This is a genomic window from Dictyobacter formicarum (genome assembly GCF_016587435.1).
The window spans coordinates 12,981-29,201 of sequence record NZ_BNJJ01000045.1 but is presented as its reverse complement, the minus strand read 5'-3'; the positions used below and the strand labels follow the sequence as shown (position 1 = coordinate 29,201).

The window sequence follows — 16,221 nt, the reverse complement described above, 5'->3', positions numbered from 1 at the left end:
TTGACAGAGCAGTAGCAGATCGGTTTACTTCTTGCAACACAACCCTATCAGTCGGCCATCACCGCAGGCATGCCTCCCTGGCGATCCCTCTTTGAGCGCCTCACGCCAGGCGGAGTGGTGTGGCGTGACGGGCAGGAAGACTCGGTGGACAGCATCATTCTCGCGACGGGCTACCGTTTTCAGCCTGACTATCTCACGGGTCTGGGTGCCTGGAATGATCACGGGCAGATCCTCCAACAGTCGGGGCGTAGCCTCACGGTGCCAGGGTTGTTCTACGTGGGACTCTCTTTCCAACGCACCTATGCGTCTGCCACCTTGCGTGGAGTGGGTCCTGATGCCGCTCTCGTTGTCCGCCAACTCCGACGTGCTCTCCGGGCCAGCCGCCAAGATGAACGATCCTGACCTTTGTATCAATCTCGTTGCGCTTGACAACGATTCATCTCTCAGCTATACTTGCTGTAGATTGTTGCGAGAAGCAACGAATGAAATTGGAGGAAGCAGATGGCACAGGACCCATCAACTGGAGCCTTATTGCGCGAAGTGGCACGTTTACATGTGCAGTTACAGCGCAACTGCGTGGCCTATTGCGGAGGCACGACCACGACCCAATGCACCGTGCTCACTGAACTAGGCAGGAGTGGACCCGTCACTCTTGCCACACTCTCTCGCCGGATCGGCTTTGACAAAAGTTGGACCAGTCGGGCGGTGGAGAGTCTGGTCCAAGAGGGGTTGGTCGAGAAAGTGGGCAGTACCCAAGATCGGCGCACCGTGCGTCTCTCCCTCTCCCCTGCTGGAGCAGCACGCCTGGCCGACCTTAATCACACCCTCAACTCCCTGGCTGATCGAGCCTTTGAATATATCCCCGTCGAACACCATACCACCGTTCGCTCATCACTCGAACTGCTCCAGCAGGCACTGCTTACCCTGACAAAGGAGGCACGAGCCGACGAAGGAGGAGAGACGACATGCGGGTGCGACTAGCGACAAGAGCTAACGCTGCCGCCATTGCCACGATTTACAATCAAGGGATTGAAGATCGCGTCGGCACCTTTGAGACGGATCTGCGAACAGAGGCGATGGTGGCGTCCTGGTTTGATAGCAGGCACCCGATTGTCGTCGTCGAGCAAGACCATGAGATCATCGCCTATGCATCCACCTCGCTGTACCGGCAGCGTCCCTGTTACGCCGGGATTGCTGAATTCTCGGTGTATGTCCGACGCGACTGGCGAGGCCGGGGAGCTGGTCGTCTGGCCCTCTCCCACCTGATGCACGAATGCGAGGCCGCAGGCTTCTGGAAACTGGTGTCGCGGATTTTCGTGGAGAATACGGCCAGCCGTCGGCTGATGCAACGGCTCGGCTTCCGCGAAGTGGGGATCTATGAAAAACATGGGAAGCTCGATGGGGTCTGGCGTGATGTCGTCATTGTCGAGTATCTCTTCACGCGCAACCTCGCCCAGGTGGAGCGCTCACCACGTTGACGCGCTGCGTCCTTTTGCGCACCCCTTCGTCTGTGTGAACAGAGCAGATCATTGCTTGAACATCTCTTTTGGAAGAAGGATATCAACGAACATGCAAAAACAGACCCTTCCGGTCGTGATTATTGGGGCCGGTCCCGTCGGACTCGCCGCTGCTGCCCATGTGATCCGCAAAGGCGAGACGCCACTGCTCTTTGAGGCAGGCTCGACGGTCGGAGCCTCGATGCTGCAATGGGGACAGGTTCGCCTCTTTTCTCCCTGGCGCTACCTGGTAGACCAGCAAGCACAAGCCTTATTAGAGGCGCAGGGCTGGCAGGCTCCCGATCCTGACACCTATCCCACCGCTCGCGAGGTGGTAGAACGCTATCTGTTCCCCTTGGCCCAGGTTCCCCAGGTTCTGGCAGCCCTTCAGCTCCAGACACGGGTGACGGCGATCAGTCGGCTCAGCATGGACAAAGTGAAGACGCCCTTGCGGGACGAGACCCCTTTTGTGGTGCGCATCCAATCGGGGAACAGTGAAGAACACGATATCCTGGCGCGAGCGGTGATCGATGCATCAGGAACCTACCAAACGCCCAATCCGCTGGGAGCACATGGCCTCTTTGCTCTGGGAGAGCGGTCTCTGGGTGATCACATCTTTTATGGCATCCCTGACATCTTGGGGACAGAGCGGGGGCGCTATGCTGGACGCCGCGTCCTGGTGGTGGGCAGCGGACATTCTGCGCAGCAGACACTTCTGGAACTGGCCCAACTCTCCGAACAGGAACCCACGACGCAGGTGCTCTGGGCGATCCGCCGCCCTGCCGTCGGGCAGTTGTTTGGCGGTGGCGAGGAGGATGAGTTGCCAGAGCGGGGACAACTGGGCCTGCGCTCCCTGGCGCTGGTGGAGCAAGGGAAGGTCCGCCTGTTTGCCGGGGTGCAGATTCACGCCGTGACGCGAACGGCGCAGGGGATCGCCATTGTTGGGGAAGAAGAGCGCATTGGCCCGGTGGATGAGATCATTGCGACAACCGGATTTCGCCCGGATCTCTCATGGCTGCGGGAATTGCGACTCGCCCTTGATCCTGCCCTGGAAAGCCCAACGGGCCTCGCGCCGCTCATTGACCCGAACGTCCATAGTTGTGGCACGGTTCCTCCACATGGAGTGGATGAGTTAGCACACCCGGAGTCCAACTTCTTCATTGTGGGCATGAAGAGCTATGGGCGTGCGCCGACCTTTTTGATGCTGACCGGCTACGAGCAAGTGCGTTCCATTGTCGCGGCGCTCTCTGGCGATTGGGAAGCTGCCCGCAACGTCGAACTCGTCTTACCCGAAACGGGGGTGTGCTCAGCCGACGGCGGATCGTGCTGCACTCCTGCTGCCAGTCCTTTGCTCACCATCGGTGTCACGCGCAGGAGGGCGAGCACAGGGAGAAGCTAATGGTTCCCTGAAAAGACGAGAAGAAAGAACGGCAATGGGCAAACGGACACACCAGACGCCTTATTATGGATGGGTTCTGATGGTGGTGCTGGGGATCACCACCATCATTTCCTATGGCACCACGCAGTACCTCTTTGGCGTGCTCGTGGTTCCCATCAGTACCAGCCTCCTGTGGAATCGGGCCAGCGTTTCGGGAGCCTATGCCTTTGGACTTATTGTAGCAGGCGTGCTCGGCGTCCCGATTGGTCCCCTGCTCGACCGCTTCGGGGCACGTATGCTCATGAGTTGCGGCTCTCTGTTGGCAGGGCTTTCCCTCCTCGGATTGGCACACATGCAGACCCTGTGGCAGTTCTATGTGCTCTGGTCGGGTGGCCTGGGTCTGTCGATGGCGCTCACGCTCTATCCTGTCACCTTCACCGTGGTCGCCAACTGGTTCGTGCGCAAACGCGGAGCAGCGCTTGCGGTACTGACCTTGGTAGGCGGGTTATCCTCTCCCATCTGTATTCCCCTCTCTGGGACCCTGGTTGCTCACATCGGCTGGCGTGCGACCCTCGTCATCCTCGGACTCTCGCAACTCCTGCTCGCACTGCCCTTGCACGCGCTCGCGCTGAGGCGTCACCCAGAAGATCTGGGTCTCTCCCCCGATGGGGAGAAAGGATCTCCAGAGCAAGAACAGATGGGACGGTCTGGCATATCGACTTCCGAGGCGTTGCGTCGTTCTCCCTTCTGGATGCTCACCGCCTCTCTGTCCCTGGTGATGCTAGGAAGCACCGTGGTCTTTGTGCATCAGGTGGCGTTCATGATTGGTCGCGGCTACGATCCGGTTCTGGCTGCGACCCTCTCTGGAATGCTCGGATTGGTCAGTCTGCCGGGCCGCTATGTCTTCAACATGCTGAGTAGCCGCATCAGCGCCCAATCGTTGCTCCTGCTCAGTGTGGTGGCACAAGCTGTCGGCATCGCGGTGTTCGTCCTCTCCTCCTCTCTGTTCTGGTTGATCCTCTACGTGATCATCTATGGGACTGCCTATGGAGCTTTCTCTCCCCTGCGGGCAAGCGTGATGGCAGATCACTTTGGTCGCCGCGCCTACGGCTCGATTACGGCGGTGCAAGGCGTTCCTGTGGCACTCTGTGCGGCGCTGGGACCAGTTGCCGCAGGATGGCTTTATGACAGCCTGCATCACTATGAGCTGGCTTTCTGGCTCTCGGCTCTCGCATTTCTGCTCGCGGCTCTCGGCTTGATCGTGACTGCACAACCCCATCATGAGCACGAAGGCTTCACACAGAAGGATGCTGGGCGGTACGAAGAGGCGACCAGAAACAGAGAGGAATGAACAGGAGGGCCGATGCGTCCTTTTGGTGGCATCCCCGTCTACCAGGAGAGAAAACATACGATGAGGAAGGATGATGAATCTGTATGGGGATAGCAACTGAGCAAGTATGGGAAGCCTTCCATGCCCCGCTCTTGCAGTTCATTCGCAAGCGGGTGGCGGATGCGGGGACGGCAGAAGATCTCTTGCAAGAGGTGTTTGTGAAGATCCATCAGCAGATCGAAACGCTTAAAGAGGTCAAGAAGCTGGAAAGCTGGGTCTATCAAATCACGCGTCACGCCATTATCGATTATTATCGTAGTACCAAGCCAACCACACGACTTGAGGAACCAGAAGTAAAAGCGCTTCCAGAAGCGTTGCCTGACGACGATCTGGTGAGCGAATTGTTTCCCTGCATTCGAGCCATGATCAACAATTTGCCGGAACAGGATCGACAAGCACTGGTTCTCACCGAATATCAAGGACTGACCCAGAAAGAGTTCGGGGAACGCCTGGGCCTTTCCTTTTCAGGCGCGAAGTCACGAGTGCAGCGTGCGCGAGAGCGACTCAAACAGATGCTCTTGGCCTGCTGTCATTTCGAGCTAGATCGGCGAGGCCATATCATCAACTACCAATCCCGTTGTCATTGTTGTTCACAAGGCGACTGCTGTGCGAGCGTCACCCCACAACTGTTGATCCCGCTTCCCGTGCGTCCTTTCTGAAGGAGTTCCGTCTACACAGGCAGAACAACACAACGCGCATTACCTGGATTGCAGGATGTGCATCTGGGAAAGGATGAAAAAAACATGAGTACGGTCCCAACGAATGATGAACAATTACGCGCCGAGGTACGCGCTCGCTATGCGAAAACAGCGTTGCAGGTGCTTGGTACAGAACAGCCACGAGCCGTGAGTTGTTGTGGGCCAACGTGCTGTACCCCCAGTACACCGGCTGTGACAACGGAACAGAGGAGCGAAGCCGAACCGTCAGCCTGTTGTGGATCAAGCTGTTGCTCCAGCGAGGCGTCTGGTAGCCCGATCATTTTCGATCTTTACACCCAAGCGGAGTTAGGGACGATTCCACTAGCCGCAGCTCTGGCCTCACGTGGCTGTGGCAATCCAACCGCCCTGGCAGAACTGAAATCTGGCGAAAGGGTGTTGGACCTGGGTAGCGGTGGTGGCATTGATGTTCTGCTCTCCGCAAAACGTGTAGGACCGTCAGGCTTTGCCTACGGTCTGGATATGACCGATGAAATGCTGGCCCTGGCCGAGCGCAACCGAGTTGAGGCAGGCGTGGAGAACGTGCGCTTTCTCAAAGGAGAGATTGAGGCGATCCCGCTGCCTGACAGGAGCGTGGATGTGGTGATCTCCAACTGCGTCATTAATCTGTCAGCAGACAAAGGACAGGTCCTGTGTGAAGCGTATCGCGTCCTCTCGGCTGGTGGGCGGCTCGCCGTCTCAGATATTGTCTTTCAGGGACAGATCCCGCCCGTCCTTCGTGCCGATTTGGAATCGTGGGCAGGTTGCATTGCAGGAGCGCTGGAAGAAGAGACGTACCGACAATTGCTTGCGGAAGCTGGTTTTACTGACATCGAAGTTGAGGTGACACGGCGCTATTCGCTCGCTGATATTCGCGACAGTGGAGCAGGAACTTCCATCGAAGCGCTTTCTCCTGATGAGCGCAATGAGGTGGATGGCAAATTTGTGAGCGCCTTTATTCGCGCACGTAAACCGTAACCACAAAGAGGAGGGGGGATGTTCGAGCCTCTCTCCTCTTTATTTCTGCTATTCCATCGTTAAACATCACAAGCTTCTCTTCTGATATGCTTCGGTACAATGAGTATGGATCTTATTACAGGCGACGAAATTTGCATGAGAACCTGTCCCATCCGATCTCACTTCATGAGACGATTGATCTTCCCCACTATTACATGATGCAGAGATGTGCTACAATGCGAACGCGAAGAATGCCTCTTCTTTGTGAGTATGTACAGAATGTGTACAACAAGGTGTGAAGCGGGTTGAGTTGGGTAGCGATCTAGATTTCGCATTATCTAACTCCTGCAAGTATTGGACCAAGGCTTTATGATAATGTCCTGTTTTCTCTAGAAGTGCGAAGCAGTGCTCGAAAGGAGCCAGAGCGCGGATTCGTTCTCCAAGAGTATGGAATCCATCGCGTGAGTTCTCAAAAGCCAGTGCCGGACATGCTTCAAAGCGTTGGTGACGTTCAAGCAGGGTCAGGGAGACAAAGCCAGCAACATGCCGTTCCTTGCCAATATCAATGCCGATGTACAAGGATTCCTGTTTGAGCAACGGGATAGGTTGCCAGTTGGAGAGTTTCTTTGTTGTGTTTTTCATAGACAGGGCCTTTGGGTGGATAGGCAGACAACCGTGGAGGCACTGCTCCCATAGACAGGCCAGGAGTTCTATAGGGTCCCCACAGACGTATCAAGGCTCCAAACGTGCCTCCCCCACTGAGCACTAAGGGGTCTATCCCCATCAAGATTCAAGGAGTCTGCGGTTGCTTTCCTGAGGAAGCTACTCTCAAGATGCCTATCCGCTCTCATCCTAATCTGCAATGAGAGAGAAAGCAAGCAGAGCAAACAGGCCCCTCCCTACTTTTCGTTGTGCCAGTCGTGCGGGCGATGTCGCCCTTGCGTCAGTGGGATATGCTCTCCGCGCCGAAAGCGACCGGGGTTCTGCAGTGCGCCGCATCAGCGGCAAAAAGTGAGTGTACCAGAAGGTATTGGAATTGATGGAAGATTCCATGCACACCTCGCTAACCCCAAGCCTTGAAAAAGGAGGGCAACCATAGCATGCGAGGACGGCCACGTAGGAGGAAGTCACCAGTCCTGTGAGTGGTCAGTGCAAGACGTGTATGGCGAATGCTAGACTGCGTAAATCCTAGTCCTGCTGGTTTATCCCGCGACCCCAACGGAAGGTGGCTACAAACGTTGGGACCAATATCTAAGGGCGTACAATGCAGATGCGACCTTATCCATCGATGTTGGCAGACCCTTACTACGAGGGCAATACAGGACGAACGGGACGCCTGGAGCACGTCCGATCTCACTTCTGCTGAAAATGCGGGATGCCCTAAACAGGGAGCAATCCCTGCATGGGTACGGATTTTTCGTAGTAGTGCGCCTCTGTGCCACGAACGTCTCTCCCGCAGGGAAGCGGGTTCACTAGAGCAAGGTGAATAAGACAACGGCTTACCTTCAACCCGAAAGGGAGGGGGGACAATAGCATGCCGGAACAAAGGCCGGTGAAGTTCTAGTCTCAAGAACCAGAGGTCGGTCAGTCAGGCTGTATATGGTGAAAACTGCATTGTTTGAACTTTAGTCACGGCGGAACCGGGTGACAGCCCACAGGAAACGAGACTACTGCCTGTGTCCAACGTGAGTGGGAACGGTACTACTTCCTGCTCAAGCTCTTGTTGGAGCCAGCCCTCATGGAGAGGGAAATGACGAACGAAGCACCTACGTACAGACCGAGATGTTCGGAGGAACTGAGGGATGGCCTAAAGCCTGTAAAGGCCACGGTCACGGAGGAGTCATAGTAGTGCCTCAAGATGAGGGCGAAGGACTCTAGGGAATCAAATTCAATCGAGGAGGGTTGACTTGGACGAGTCACAGAAGACCCTACAGCGACTTGAATGCCTACGAAAACTGAATACAGACCGGGAATGGCTCAATAGCAATCTGTATCGATTGCTCTACAAGGTTGATCTCTACATTGTAGCCTACGAAAGGATGAAATCAGCCCCAGGAAATATAACCCCTGGATCAGATGGAAAAACCATCGACGGTTTTTCACTTCAAGCGATCCAACAAATCATCCAAGAGATGCGAACGGAGCAATTCCAGTTCAAACCGGTTCGCACCGTCTACATCCCCAAACCCAATGGAAAAATGCGGAAACTGGGTATCCCTTCTACACGGGATAAGGTGGTACAAGAGGTGATTCGTCTGATCCTCGAATGTATCTACGATAGCCCACACGGCCCCTACTTCCACGAAGCCAGCCACGGCTTCCGACCGGGTCGAAGTTGCCATACTGCCCTCCGAGAGATTCGCGGGAAATGGCCTGCGACGAATTGGTTCCTAGAAGGCGATATCTCCGACTGTTTCGGAAGCATCGAGCATGGAGTGCTCGTCGGCCTGCTTCGTAAGAAGATCCGAGACGAACGTTTCCTCAATCTCATCTGGAAACTGCTTCGGGCAGGATACCTGGACCTGCAAGAAGCAAGACATGATAGTCTGGCAGGAACCCCTCAGGGGGGAATTGCCAGCCCAATATTAGCGAACGTATATCTCCATGAATTAGATGAAAAAGTCGAAGGGATACGCGCACGCTTAGAACGAGGGAAAAAGAAACGGAAGAATCCGCTTTACCACAATCTGGTAGAACGCAAAAGACGACTACAAAAGAAAGGAGGAGGACACACCAAAGCCTACCGCGAACTGGTGAGGCAGATGAGGAGTATGCCAGCAGTCGAGGTCAACGACCCCGATTTCATTCGGGTCAAATACCTGAGGTATGCCGATGATTGGTTGGTGGGTATATGTGGTCCACGAACGCTGGCAGAACAAGTAAAGGAAGAACTCAAGTCCTTCTTGCGTGACCATCTCAAGCTCACGCTGAGCGAGGAAAAGACTCGTATCACCCATGCACGAGAAGAACAAGCTCAGTTTTTGGGAACGCAACTCTTCATTGGTAGAGGAGGAATCCAAAGAGTCGTCACGATCAACAATGGTCTGAGCAAACCATTCAAACGACGGTCAACGGGTTCAGAGATCATCATGGAAGCCCCAACCCACAAACTTATCAAAAAATTGGAGAGCAAAGGGTTCTGTACGGCAAAAGGGATACCTACGACGAAAAAGGCGTGGATCGCCCTCGATCCGGATCAAATCGTTCAACTCTACAATGGAATTAACCGGGGCCTTCAAAATTACTACCGGTTCGCTGACAACTTTCAGCACTTCATGAGAATTCAATATATTCTCCAATACTCGCTTGCAAAAACCCTGGCAGCGAAGTACCGATACTCCGTGAGACGCATCTACAAGAGATTTGGCAAAACGATCACGATCCCTGTGAAAATCAAGGACAAACCAGACCGCAAGGTATCGTTTTATGTCAACCATGATTGGAAAAAACAACGAAACGGGTTCCAGGTCGGGAATGCCAAAATTGACCTCTTGCTGTGGACAATCACGATGCGAACGCGTTCAAAATTAGGGAAAGCGTGCTGTGTATGCAACGATCCCTTACAGGTGGAAATGCACCATGTCCGCCATATTCGCAAGACGGGAGCAAAACCACCAACAGGATTTAATGCCATTTTGCAAGCACTCAACCGAAAGCAACTCCCAGTTTGTAGATCATGTCACCAGAAGATTCATCGCGGCGAATATGACGGGATGCGTCTTACTGACTTGGCGTACAACCCATACGCCTCAGAAAAACGTAGGTGATTTCGTGAGAGCGTAGTGCATCGAAAGGGTGCATGCTGCGTTCGGAGGGGAGGGGTTGGTGTTCCTGAGTCATCAGGACCCGGCCTCTTACCCTACCCCAAGGTGGGCCTGTAATAGGTTCCGCAGATCGTAGCACAACGAAGTGGATACGATACTGGCAAGAGGATAAGTGAATAGTAATAGTCATGAAACCTCCACTGCCAGGGGAAAGGGAAAAAGTTTACGTTGCTGACAATGAACCAAAAGCGAGGATGTGCTGATGCTATCCGCTACAGTGATTAGGAGATTGGAAGCGCTTGAAGACATCTCGAAACAGGGAAAGCGCATCAATGGGCTGTTTCGTCTGATGGAAGACCAAATCCTGTGGCACGAAGCCTATGCGAACATTTACGCCAATAAAGGGGCTATCACCCCAGGTGTAGATGAAGTTACTTTGGATGGTTTTTCAGAAGAACGAGTTGCGTCAATTATCAAACAACTCAAAGACGGAACATACCAGTTCCAGCCTGTCAGAAGAGCTTTCATACTGAAAAAGAATGGCAAGAAACGACCACTGGGCATCTCTTCTGGAAACGATAAATTGGTCCAGGAAGTGGTAAGGATCATTTTAGAACGAATCTATGAGCCAATCTTTGAAGATAGCTCACATGGGTTCCGGCCAAAGAGATCCCCTCACACGGCTCTGGAACAAATCGGCGAGCATTGGGGGTCGATCAAATGGATCGTAGACATGGACATACGAGATTACTTCAACACCATCAATCATGAACTTCTGGTTGAGCTGCTTAAGAAGAAAATCGACGACACCCGCTTTTTACGCCTCATCAAAGCTATGCTCAATGCTGGCTACCTGGAGGACTGGACGTACTATACGACCTACAGCGGTGTACCACAAGGCTCCATCTGCGCTCCGATCCTTGCGAACGCGTATCTGCACGAACTGGACTTCTTCATGAAAGAGCTGAAGAAACGGTTTGATCAGGGAAAGAAACGCAAGAAAAACTTGCTGTACTATCGCTATTCAGACAGAATTAAAAGACTCAGGGCGAAATGGGATAGGTTGAAGGGAAAGGAGGGAGCAGAGCAAGACCTTCAGACCATCCAAGAGGAAATTCGACGAATAGACCAACTGAGAAAACAGATCCCAAGTGGGGACCCGTTCGACGCGGGCTACAAACGGTTGTTCTACTGTCGCTATGCCGATGATTTCTGCATTGGCATTATCGGTTCACACGCTGACGCAGAAAGAGTCGAGCAAGAGGTCAAAGCCTTCATTGAAGGAATCCTCAAACTGGCTATTGCGGAGGAAAAATCCCACATCAACCACAGTAAACAAGGAACAACCTTTGTTGGGTATGAAGTCAAAACCTACTCAGGAGATCGCGTTATCAAGGTGAAACGTGGCTCGCGCCACACCACCTACAAATCTATGTCCGAGCAGCTACAACTTCATATACCCGCTGGAAAACTTCAAAAGTTCTGTGCCTCAAAAGGGTATGGCAACTACGAAGCGATCAAAGCTGTCCATAAAGCCAAATGGATAACACTCAGCGACGCCGAAATCATTCTTGCCTACAATGGAGAACTCCGGGGCCTGGCAAATTACTACGCCCTTGCTTGCAACGTCAAACAAGAGCTACACAGACTCGCCCTGATCTGGAGAGTAAGCCTCTTTAAAACCCTGGCTTGCAAACACAAATCAAGGAAAAGCACCATTGCCAAGCAACTGAAAACGGAGGATGGCTATGTCCTCACCGTTCCTGGAGAAAAGAAAACCCGCTCTATCAAAGTCTTTCGTCTCAAGGATCTGAAAGCCCCATACCCCAACGATCCCCGCCTGGATGTGGCACTCAACGTTTACATGTGGACGCTCAGTCGTTCGGAGATTATCAAACGGCTGAACAAAAAGCAATGTGAATATTGTGAAACCACAACAGGACCATTTGAGATCCACCACATACGAAAGATGAAAGATGTGGCGAAAGGAAAAGCTTTCTGGCAACAACTGATGGCAGCCCGTAACCGGAAAACGCTGGTTCTCTGCCAATCATGTCATCGTCAGCTCCATCAGGGAATCCTCCCTGATAGAGGATACTTCAAGAAACACGTAAAGGGCGAGCCGGATGCTTGAAAACAAGCACGTCCGGTTCTGAGAGGGGGTGACGGGTGATCCAGTTTCTGGACAACCGCTCCCCACTCTACTTGATGAGCGTTCTACCATCCCGGTCGCCTTCGCGCTTCGATTCTCCCCCACTGACGCAAGGGTCGGGCCTGGCGGCATCGCTTGTTCCGCGCTCCTGGCATGAGCAAGCTAATCGCACCATCAGGAAGCCTCAAGCCCTCCGGAGATGCTTGATGAGCCTCCGGCTCGCTTCTCCGAGGTAAGTCCTACTCAACTGCCACTAAGATTCCGCCTGTCAAGATTCGGCGCCATGCTGATACTGAATGTTCGGACAGACTTCCAGCAAGGCCTCCCAACATTTTTTCCCCATTTTCCCCACTAAGACTTCGGTAGGCAATCCTAAGCATGACATCATTTTTAAGGCACCTGTTTTAATGAATAACAATAATAATATATTGAAAAACGATAAATAACATGGTAAGATAGATTGTATCTACTCCTAAGGAAGGTATTTTCTATGAAAAAAAGTTCAACATTCTTCTTGAAGGTTGTTATCTTACTTATCGCAATCGGCGTGCTTGCCGGTTTGATTTGGTTTCCTCAAACTGAAGGAAGGGCTGCTCACCTAGACCTCATCAGTATTTATACCGACCCGTTTATTATCTATATCTATATCGCTTCAACCCCATTTTTTGTTGGGTTATACCATGCATTCAAATTATTAAACTTCATTGATGCCAATAAAGCCTTTTCCCAAGTTGCTGTTAATACACTCAAGAATATGAAATTTGCTTCCCTCAGTCTTATCGGTTTTATTGCATTAGCAGAGATTTATATCCGTTTCTTTGCGCATGGTGATGATCCAGCGGGTCCGACAATGCTTGGCATTTGTATGGCATTAGCATTCGGTGTGATTGCCACAACCACCAGTGTCTTTCAAAAGCTTTTTCAAAATGCCGTTGATATAAAATCGGAAAATGACTTAACTGTATGAGGCACAACTATGGCAATAATAATAAATATCGATGTCATGCTGGCAAAGCGAAAGATGAGTGTTACTGAACTTACAGAGAAGGTTGGTATCACTATGGCTAATCTCTCTATTTTGAAAAATGGAAAGGCCAGAGCGATACGATTCTCGACATTAGAAGCAATTTGTAAGGCCTTAGATTGCCAGCCTGGTGATATTGTAGAATACAAAAGTGACGAAGCCGCTCAAGGATAAAAAGCTATAGTTACTATTACAGAGCAAGAGATGGAGCAAGTGGTAACTTTTTGATTTCATTCCATCTTTGCCTTAGCTCTCAGCACCGGCAGCATTCAAGCCAAACACTGAAGGTTTGTCCGCAAGGTTCAGCCCATTTTGTTCATCGAGCGCAGGTACCCGGCTTGGAATTTACACCTTCTGCCAATGATTAGCCGTCATCTTTCGCGGGTTCTCTGTCAGGCAGTGGTGCTGTTGCTCACATGGGAGGGCAGGTGCTGACATCGGAGGGCAAAACCTGCTCACTTCGGATGTTATTTACCACCAGGCGAATGCGGTCTGTGAACGCTTTCTCGGGAGTGTGAGGCGCGAATGCCTAGATCACTTCTTCATTTTCCAGGAGAAACACCTCTCTCGTCTCCTCAATGCCTATGTGCGGTACTTCAATCAAGCCCGACCTCACCAAGGGCTTCAGCAACGGCTTCCAGACCCACCAGAGCTTTCTGCACCGCCTCCAGGCCAGTCGGGCCAAGTGCTTTCTGTTCCGATGTTAGGTGGATTACACCATGACTACCAAAGAGCAGCATAAACCAGAGAAGGCATACTCATGAGGGGTGAGTGAAGGAGACCCAGCGTCCTATGGTGGCTATCTCAAGGGCCTGACGTGTTTTCTGCCTTCCCTGTCCTGTTTTCTTTCCACAGCCGAAGAGAACGCATCTTCTCTTTGCTTGGTTGCCAGAAGAGGCTCTCCGTATTCAACAAACAGAGATTGACCTGTCCTCGATGTTCTTGCTCCATGCCTCTCTTCGTAAAAACAAGATGAGCGGCGAGAGATTGTCCCAGCGCACGTCTCCGGTTCTTGAATAGATGATCTAAGTAGCCAGCACACTGATCCTGCTTTACTCCAACCAAGCAAACTCATGTTCTATTGCTTCTATAACACTTGAACGTTGCTGATCATGTCCGGTGACAGCTTTCGTAGGTAGTCAATATTGATATTGCGAACAGCTTATTGTGGTAGATGGAGAGTCATAGGCGTAAATTTGATGCCATTGGTTTCTTTTTCTTCTGCTGTTTTTTCAAAACCTAATTTTTTATAGATATGGACTGAGTTAGGTGAAGAGTGAACACTAATTGTTTCAAGGTTGGGTACGTATTGTTTACATATCTTTATCGCTCTTTTGAGTAAGTTGTTTGCTATACCTTTTCTCTGATAGTGTGAGGACACAAAAAGCATTGAAACATGTTCATAATTTCTTATTTCAATTACTCCTACTATCTCATTTTCTACTTTAGCGAGCAGGATAAAGTACTTTCTATGTAATCTTTCCTTAATTGCAGGTAATTGGATATATTTATAGAACTCTTGTATGCCCTGATCTGTATATGCGGGAGCTACATATTGGTCAAAGACAGACTTTACCAATTTATACACACCCTCTATTTCACTTTCATCTGCTTTAGTGTATGTAATTTCGTTGATTCCCATAAAGTCCTTTTGTTTGAGATTAGATGGTTACCTATTTCCGGCGTGTTAAAAATGCTATACAGATTTAACAGTCAACACATTTGCTAAAAGCTGACTTGTCGACAAACCATACAGTGTTTCAAATACATTGAACCCTTGTTTTTCTGCTGTGTCAATAGGAATATAATTGTGCACTTTTTCGACATCCTCTTCAGGGGTAGCTCCCCTGCTGCTACTTAAGTCTGTTTTCCAACTCCTTAAGTAGAGACAGAGAAACTAGTGGGTCACTTGCCAACTGCTGTAGGAATGTGCGATGCTCAACAAAAAGTCTGGAAGGAGACCAGCCATGTCCCGTCGAGCATCACAACCCCTGCGGCTGTTTTCGGAAGAAGAAGCCAAAGAACTTCAGCGTGTGAGCAGAGCCTCAAGTGAATCGCGTAACCGTCACCAGCGAGCCGTCGCGCTCGTAGCCGTTGCAGAGGGGAAGAGCTTGAGCGAGGCGGCGCGCCTGGTTGGATGGAAAAGCCACGACCCAGTCACACGGCTGACCAGGCGCTTCAATCTAATGGGGTTGGCGGCGCTCGATGATTTGCCCCGATCGGGAGCCCCTCGAACCTATGGGCCAGTGGAACGAGCACGGATTGAGCAGGAGGCACGCCGCACGCCTAATCGCAAGGAAGATGCAACAGCCACCTGGTCCCTCACACTCTTGCAACGCGCCCTGCGCCAAGCCAGCGATGGGCTTCCGAAGGTGAGTACCTTTACGATCCTGCATACCTTGCACGAGGCGGGCTACAGTTGGCAGAAAGATCGCACTTGGTGCCATACGGGAAGAACCCTCAAGAAAGGGAAAGACGGGACGGTGTATCAGAGCGAAGACCCCTACACCCAGGAAAAAAAACGGTGATTGAGCGTGCCTACGTGCTGGCCGAACGTGTGGGTCTCCCCTTGTGGTGTGAAGACGAGGCAGGTCCGTATCAGACCATTCCTCACCCCGGCTTCGCCTGGCAGCCAGAGGGAGAACCAGGGCGACAGGACCATCAATATATCCGCGGGAAGACCTGCAAATTCTTGACCTTGTTTCGGCCAGCTACGGGGGAACTGCGAGCCAAACCAGTTGATCAAAGTACCAATGCCATCTTGCATCCCTGGCTCAAGGAAGAATTGGAGGCTCTTCTCAAAGAGTGTCCTCCAGTTCCAGAGGCGGTTCCAGAAGGAAGACGCTGGCAAGATTGGGACCCCTTTCCTGCTGCCGAACAACTAGATCGGTTCTTACCTCCTTTGCGCATGTTGCTCATTTTAGACAATTTAGCCGGTCATTACAGTCGCGATTTGGTGAGCTGGTGCCATGAACGCGGCATTGGACTGTTGTATACCCCGTGTGCTGGATCCTGGCTCAACATGGCTGAGTCTGTGCAACGGATCATTATCCGGCGGGCACTGGAGGGGCATCATGTCTATGATGTCGAAATTCTCAAAGATTGGCTCCGGGACACCATCGAGGGATGGAATCGTCATCCGACCCCTTTCATCTGGGGAGGCAAACGGCATGCTCGTCGCGACCGTGCCTATGCGCGTCGTCATCGGCAAGGCGGGTCAGGAGCAACATCTCAATACGTGGTGCCACGGCGCATTCGTTCGGTGCGCTATTACAAACCGGCCAGCAATGCCACTGGATCTAGCAAGTGACCCACTAGTGTGAGTGATGCGTACATATTCCGTACCCTTCCTCGGTTCTGTCAGA

16 protein-coding genes are annotated in these 16,221 nt (G+C 51.9%); 14 read left to right on the top strand and 2 right to left on the bottom strand.

Annotated features, from left to right (window positions below; translation table 11 throughout):
• Positions 1–144: 144 nt before the first annotated feature.
• The 7 genes from JMI88_RS38265 to arsM all read left to right on the top strand — a co-directional run bounded on the left by JMI88_RS38265 (position 145) and on the right by arsM (position 5,937).
• The gene (locus JMI88_RS38265; protein ID WP_201367354.1) at positions 145–402 is read left to right on the top strand and encodes a hypothetical protein; all 258 of its coding nucleotides are present in this window, start codon (positions 145–147) and stop codon (positions 400–402) included.
• A 99-nt stretch (positions 403–501) separates the two neighbouring features.
• Positions 502–981, top strand: coding sequence for a MarR family winged helix-turn-helix transcriptional regulator (locus tag JMI88_RS38260; RefSeq protein ID WP_201367353.1), 480 nt, complete (start codon positions 502–504; stop codon positions 979–981).
• Positions 966–1,478, top strand: coding sequence for an arsinothricin resistance N-acetyltransferase ArsN1 family A (locus tag JMI88_RS38255; protein ID WP_201367352.1), 513 nt, complete (start codon positions 966–968; stop codon positions 1,476–1,478). Before JMI88_RS38260 ends, JMI88_RS38255 begins: the two co-directional genes overlap by 16 nt.
• 91 nt (positions 1,479–1,569) lie before the next feature.
• Positions 1,570–2,895 carry an NAD(P)-binding domain-containing protein gene (locus tag JMI88_RS38250; protein ID WP_201367351.1) on the top strand — a complete coding sequence of 442 codons (1,326 nt, stop codon included), beginning with the start codon at positions 1,570–1,572 and terminating at the stop codon, positions 2,893–2,895.
• A 34-nt stretch (positions 2,896–2,929) separates the two neighbouring features.
• Entirely contained in the window at positions 2,930–4,225 is a 1,296-nt protein-coding gene (locus JMI88_RS38245; RefSeq protein ID WP_201367350.1) for an MFS transporter, read from the top strand.
• Positions 4,226–4,308: 83 nt separating this feature from the next.
• On the top strand, positions 4,309–4,923 hold the full coding sequence (sigZ, locus tag JMI88_RS38240; RefSeq protein ID WP_201367349.1) for an RNA polymerase sigma factor SigZ: 615 nt from the start codon (positions 4,309–4,311) through the stop codon (positions 4,921–4,923).
• 84 nt (positions 4,924–5,007) lie between these two features.
• Positions 5,008–5,937 (top strand): arsenite methyltransferase, encoded by a 930-nt coding sequence (arsM, locus tag JMI88_RS38235; RefSeq protein ID WP_201367348.1) that lies wholly within the window; start codon positions 5,008–5,010, stop codon positions 5,935–5,937.
• Positions 5,938–6,147: 210 nt separating this feature from the next.
• Here the strand turns inward: arsM and JMI88_RS38230 are convergent, their stop codons facing one another.
• Positions 6,148–6,558: a hypothetical protein gene (locus JMI88_RS38230; RefSeq protein ID WP_201367347.1), complete on the bottom strand. Its 411-nt coding sequence runs from the start codon at positions 6,556–6,558 to the stop codon at positions 6,148–6,150.
• Positions 6,559–7,823: 1,265 nt separating this feature from the next.
• Between JMI88_RS38230 and JMI88_RS38225 the strand changes: the two genes are divergently transcribed.
• The 5 genes from JMI88_RS38225 to JMI88_RS39940 all read left to right on the top strand — a co-directional run bounded on the left by JMI88_RS38225 (position 7,824) and on the right by JMI88_RS39940 (position 13,598).
• Positions 7,824–9,683, top strand: coding sequence for a reverse transcriptase/maturase family protein (locus JMI88_RS38225; RefSeq protein ID WP_201360246.1), 1,860 nt, complete (start codon positions 7,824–7,826; stop codon positions 9,681–9,683).
• A 259-nt stretch (positions 9,684–9,942) separates the two neighbouring features.
• Positions 9,943–11,814, top strand: a complete 1,872-nt coding sequence (locus JMI88_RS38220; RefSeq protein WP_201367346.1) for a reverse transcriptase domain-containing protein — start codon at positions 9,943–9,945, stop codon at positions 11,812–11,814.
• A 508-nt stretch (positions 11,815–12,322) separates the two neighbouring features.
• Positions 12,323–12,799 carry a DUF2975 domain-containing protein gene (locus JMI88_RS38215; protein ID WP_201367345.1) on the top strand — a complete coding sequence of 159 codons (477 nt, stop codon included), beginning with the start codon at positions 12,323–12,325 and terminating at the stop codon, positions 12,797–12,799.
• Between the two features lie 9 nt (positions 12,800–12,808).
• Complete coding sequence (locus JMI88_RS38210) at positions 12,809–13,030, top strand: helix-turn-helix domain-containing protein (RefSeq protein WP_201367344.1); 222 nt, start codon at positions 12,809–12,811, stop codon at positions 13,028–13,030.
• A gap of 199 nt (positions 13,031–13,229) precedes the next feature.
• Positions 13,230–13,598 (top strand): integrase core domain-containing protein, encoded by a 369-nt coding sequence (locus tag JMI88_RS39940; RefSeq protein ID WP_201367355.1) that lies wholly within the window; start codon positions 13,230–13,232, stop codon positions 13,596–13,598.
• Between the two features lie 420 nt (positions 13,599–14,018).
• Here JMI88_RS39940 and JMI88_RS38200 read toward each other — a convergent pair whose 3' ends face one another.
• Positions 14,019–14,498 (bottom strand): GNAT family N-acetyltransferase, encoded by a 480-nt coding sequence (locus tag JMI88_RS38200; protein ID WP_201367343.1) that lies wholly within the window; start codon positions 14,496–14,498, stop codon positions 14,019–14,021.
• A 325-nt stretch (positions 14,499–14,823) separates the two neighbouring features.
• On the opposite strand from JMI88_RS38200, the gene JMI88_RS38195 reads away from it, so the two are divergent.
• Both JMI88_RS38195 and JMI88_RS38190 read left to right on the top strand, forming a co-directional pair.
• The gene (locus JMI88_RS38195; RefSeq protein ID WP_201360171.1) at positions 14,824–15,384 is read left to right on the top strand and encodes a helix-turn-helix domain-containing protein; all 561 of its coding nucleotides are present in this window, start codon (positions 14,824–14,826) and stop codon (positions 15,382–15,384) included.
• Complete coding sequence (locus tag JMI88_RS38190; RefSeq protein ID WP_236022788.1) at positions 15,381–16,166, top strand: transposase; 786 nt, start codon at positions 15,381–15,383, stop codon at positions 16,164–16,166. The genes JMI88_RS38195 and JMI88_RS38190 overlap by 4 nt, the downstream gene beginning before the upstream one ends.
• Positions 16,167–16,221 lie beyond the last annotated feature (55 nt).

Excerpts from the sequence above, each read along its gene's own strand:
- JMI88_RS38255 (WP_201367352.1), top strand. The coding sequence starts at position 966 with ATGCGGGTGCGACTAGCGACAAGAGCTAACGCTGCCGCCATTGCCACG.
- JMI88_RS38230 (WP_201367347.1), bottom strand. The coding sequence starts at position 6,558 with ATGAAAAACACAACAAAGAAACTCTCCAACTGGCAACCTATCCCGTTG.
- JMI88_RS38195 (WP_201360171.1), top strand. The coding sequence starts at position 14,824 with ATGTCCCGTCGAGCATCACAACCCCTGCGGCTGTTTTCGGAAGAAGAA.
- JMI88_RS38250 (WP_201367351.1), top strand. The coding sequence starts at position 1,570 with ATGCAAAAACAGACCCTTCCGGTCGTGATTATTGGGGCCGGTCCCGTC.
- JMI88_RS38215 (WP_201367345.1), top strand. The coding sequence starts at position 12,323 with ATGAAAAAAAGTTCAACATTCTTCTTGAAGGTTGTTATCTTACTTATC.
- JMI88_RS38200 (WP_201367343.1), bottom strand. The coding sequence starts at position 14,498 with ATGGGAATCAACGAAATTACATACACTAAAGCAGATGAAAGTGAAATA.
- arsM (WP_201367348.1), top strand. The coding sequence starts at position 5,008 with ATGAGTACGGTCCCAACGAATGATGAACAATTACGCGCCGAGGTACGC.
- JMI88_RS38245 (WP_201367350.1), top strand. The coding sequence starts at position 2,930 with ATGGGCAAACGGACACACCAGACGCCTTATTATGGATGGGTTCTGATG.
- JMI88_RS38260 (WP_201367353.1), top strand. The coding sequence starts at position 502 with ATGGCACAGGACCCATCAACTGGAGCCTTATTGCGCGAAGTGGCACGT.
- sigZ (WP_201367349.1), top strand. The coding sequence starts at position 4,309 with ATGGGGATAGCAACTGAGCAAGTATGGGAAGCCTTCCATGCCCCGCTC.
- JMI88_RS38220 (WP_201367346.1), top strand. The coding sequence starts at position 9,943 with ATGCTATCCGCTACAGTGATTAGGAGATTGGAAGCGCTTGAAGACATC.
- JMI88_RS38210 (WP_201367344.1), top strand. The coding sequence starts at position 12,809 with ATGGCAATAATAATAAATATCGATGTCATGCTGGCAAAGCGAAAGATG.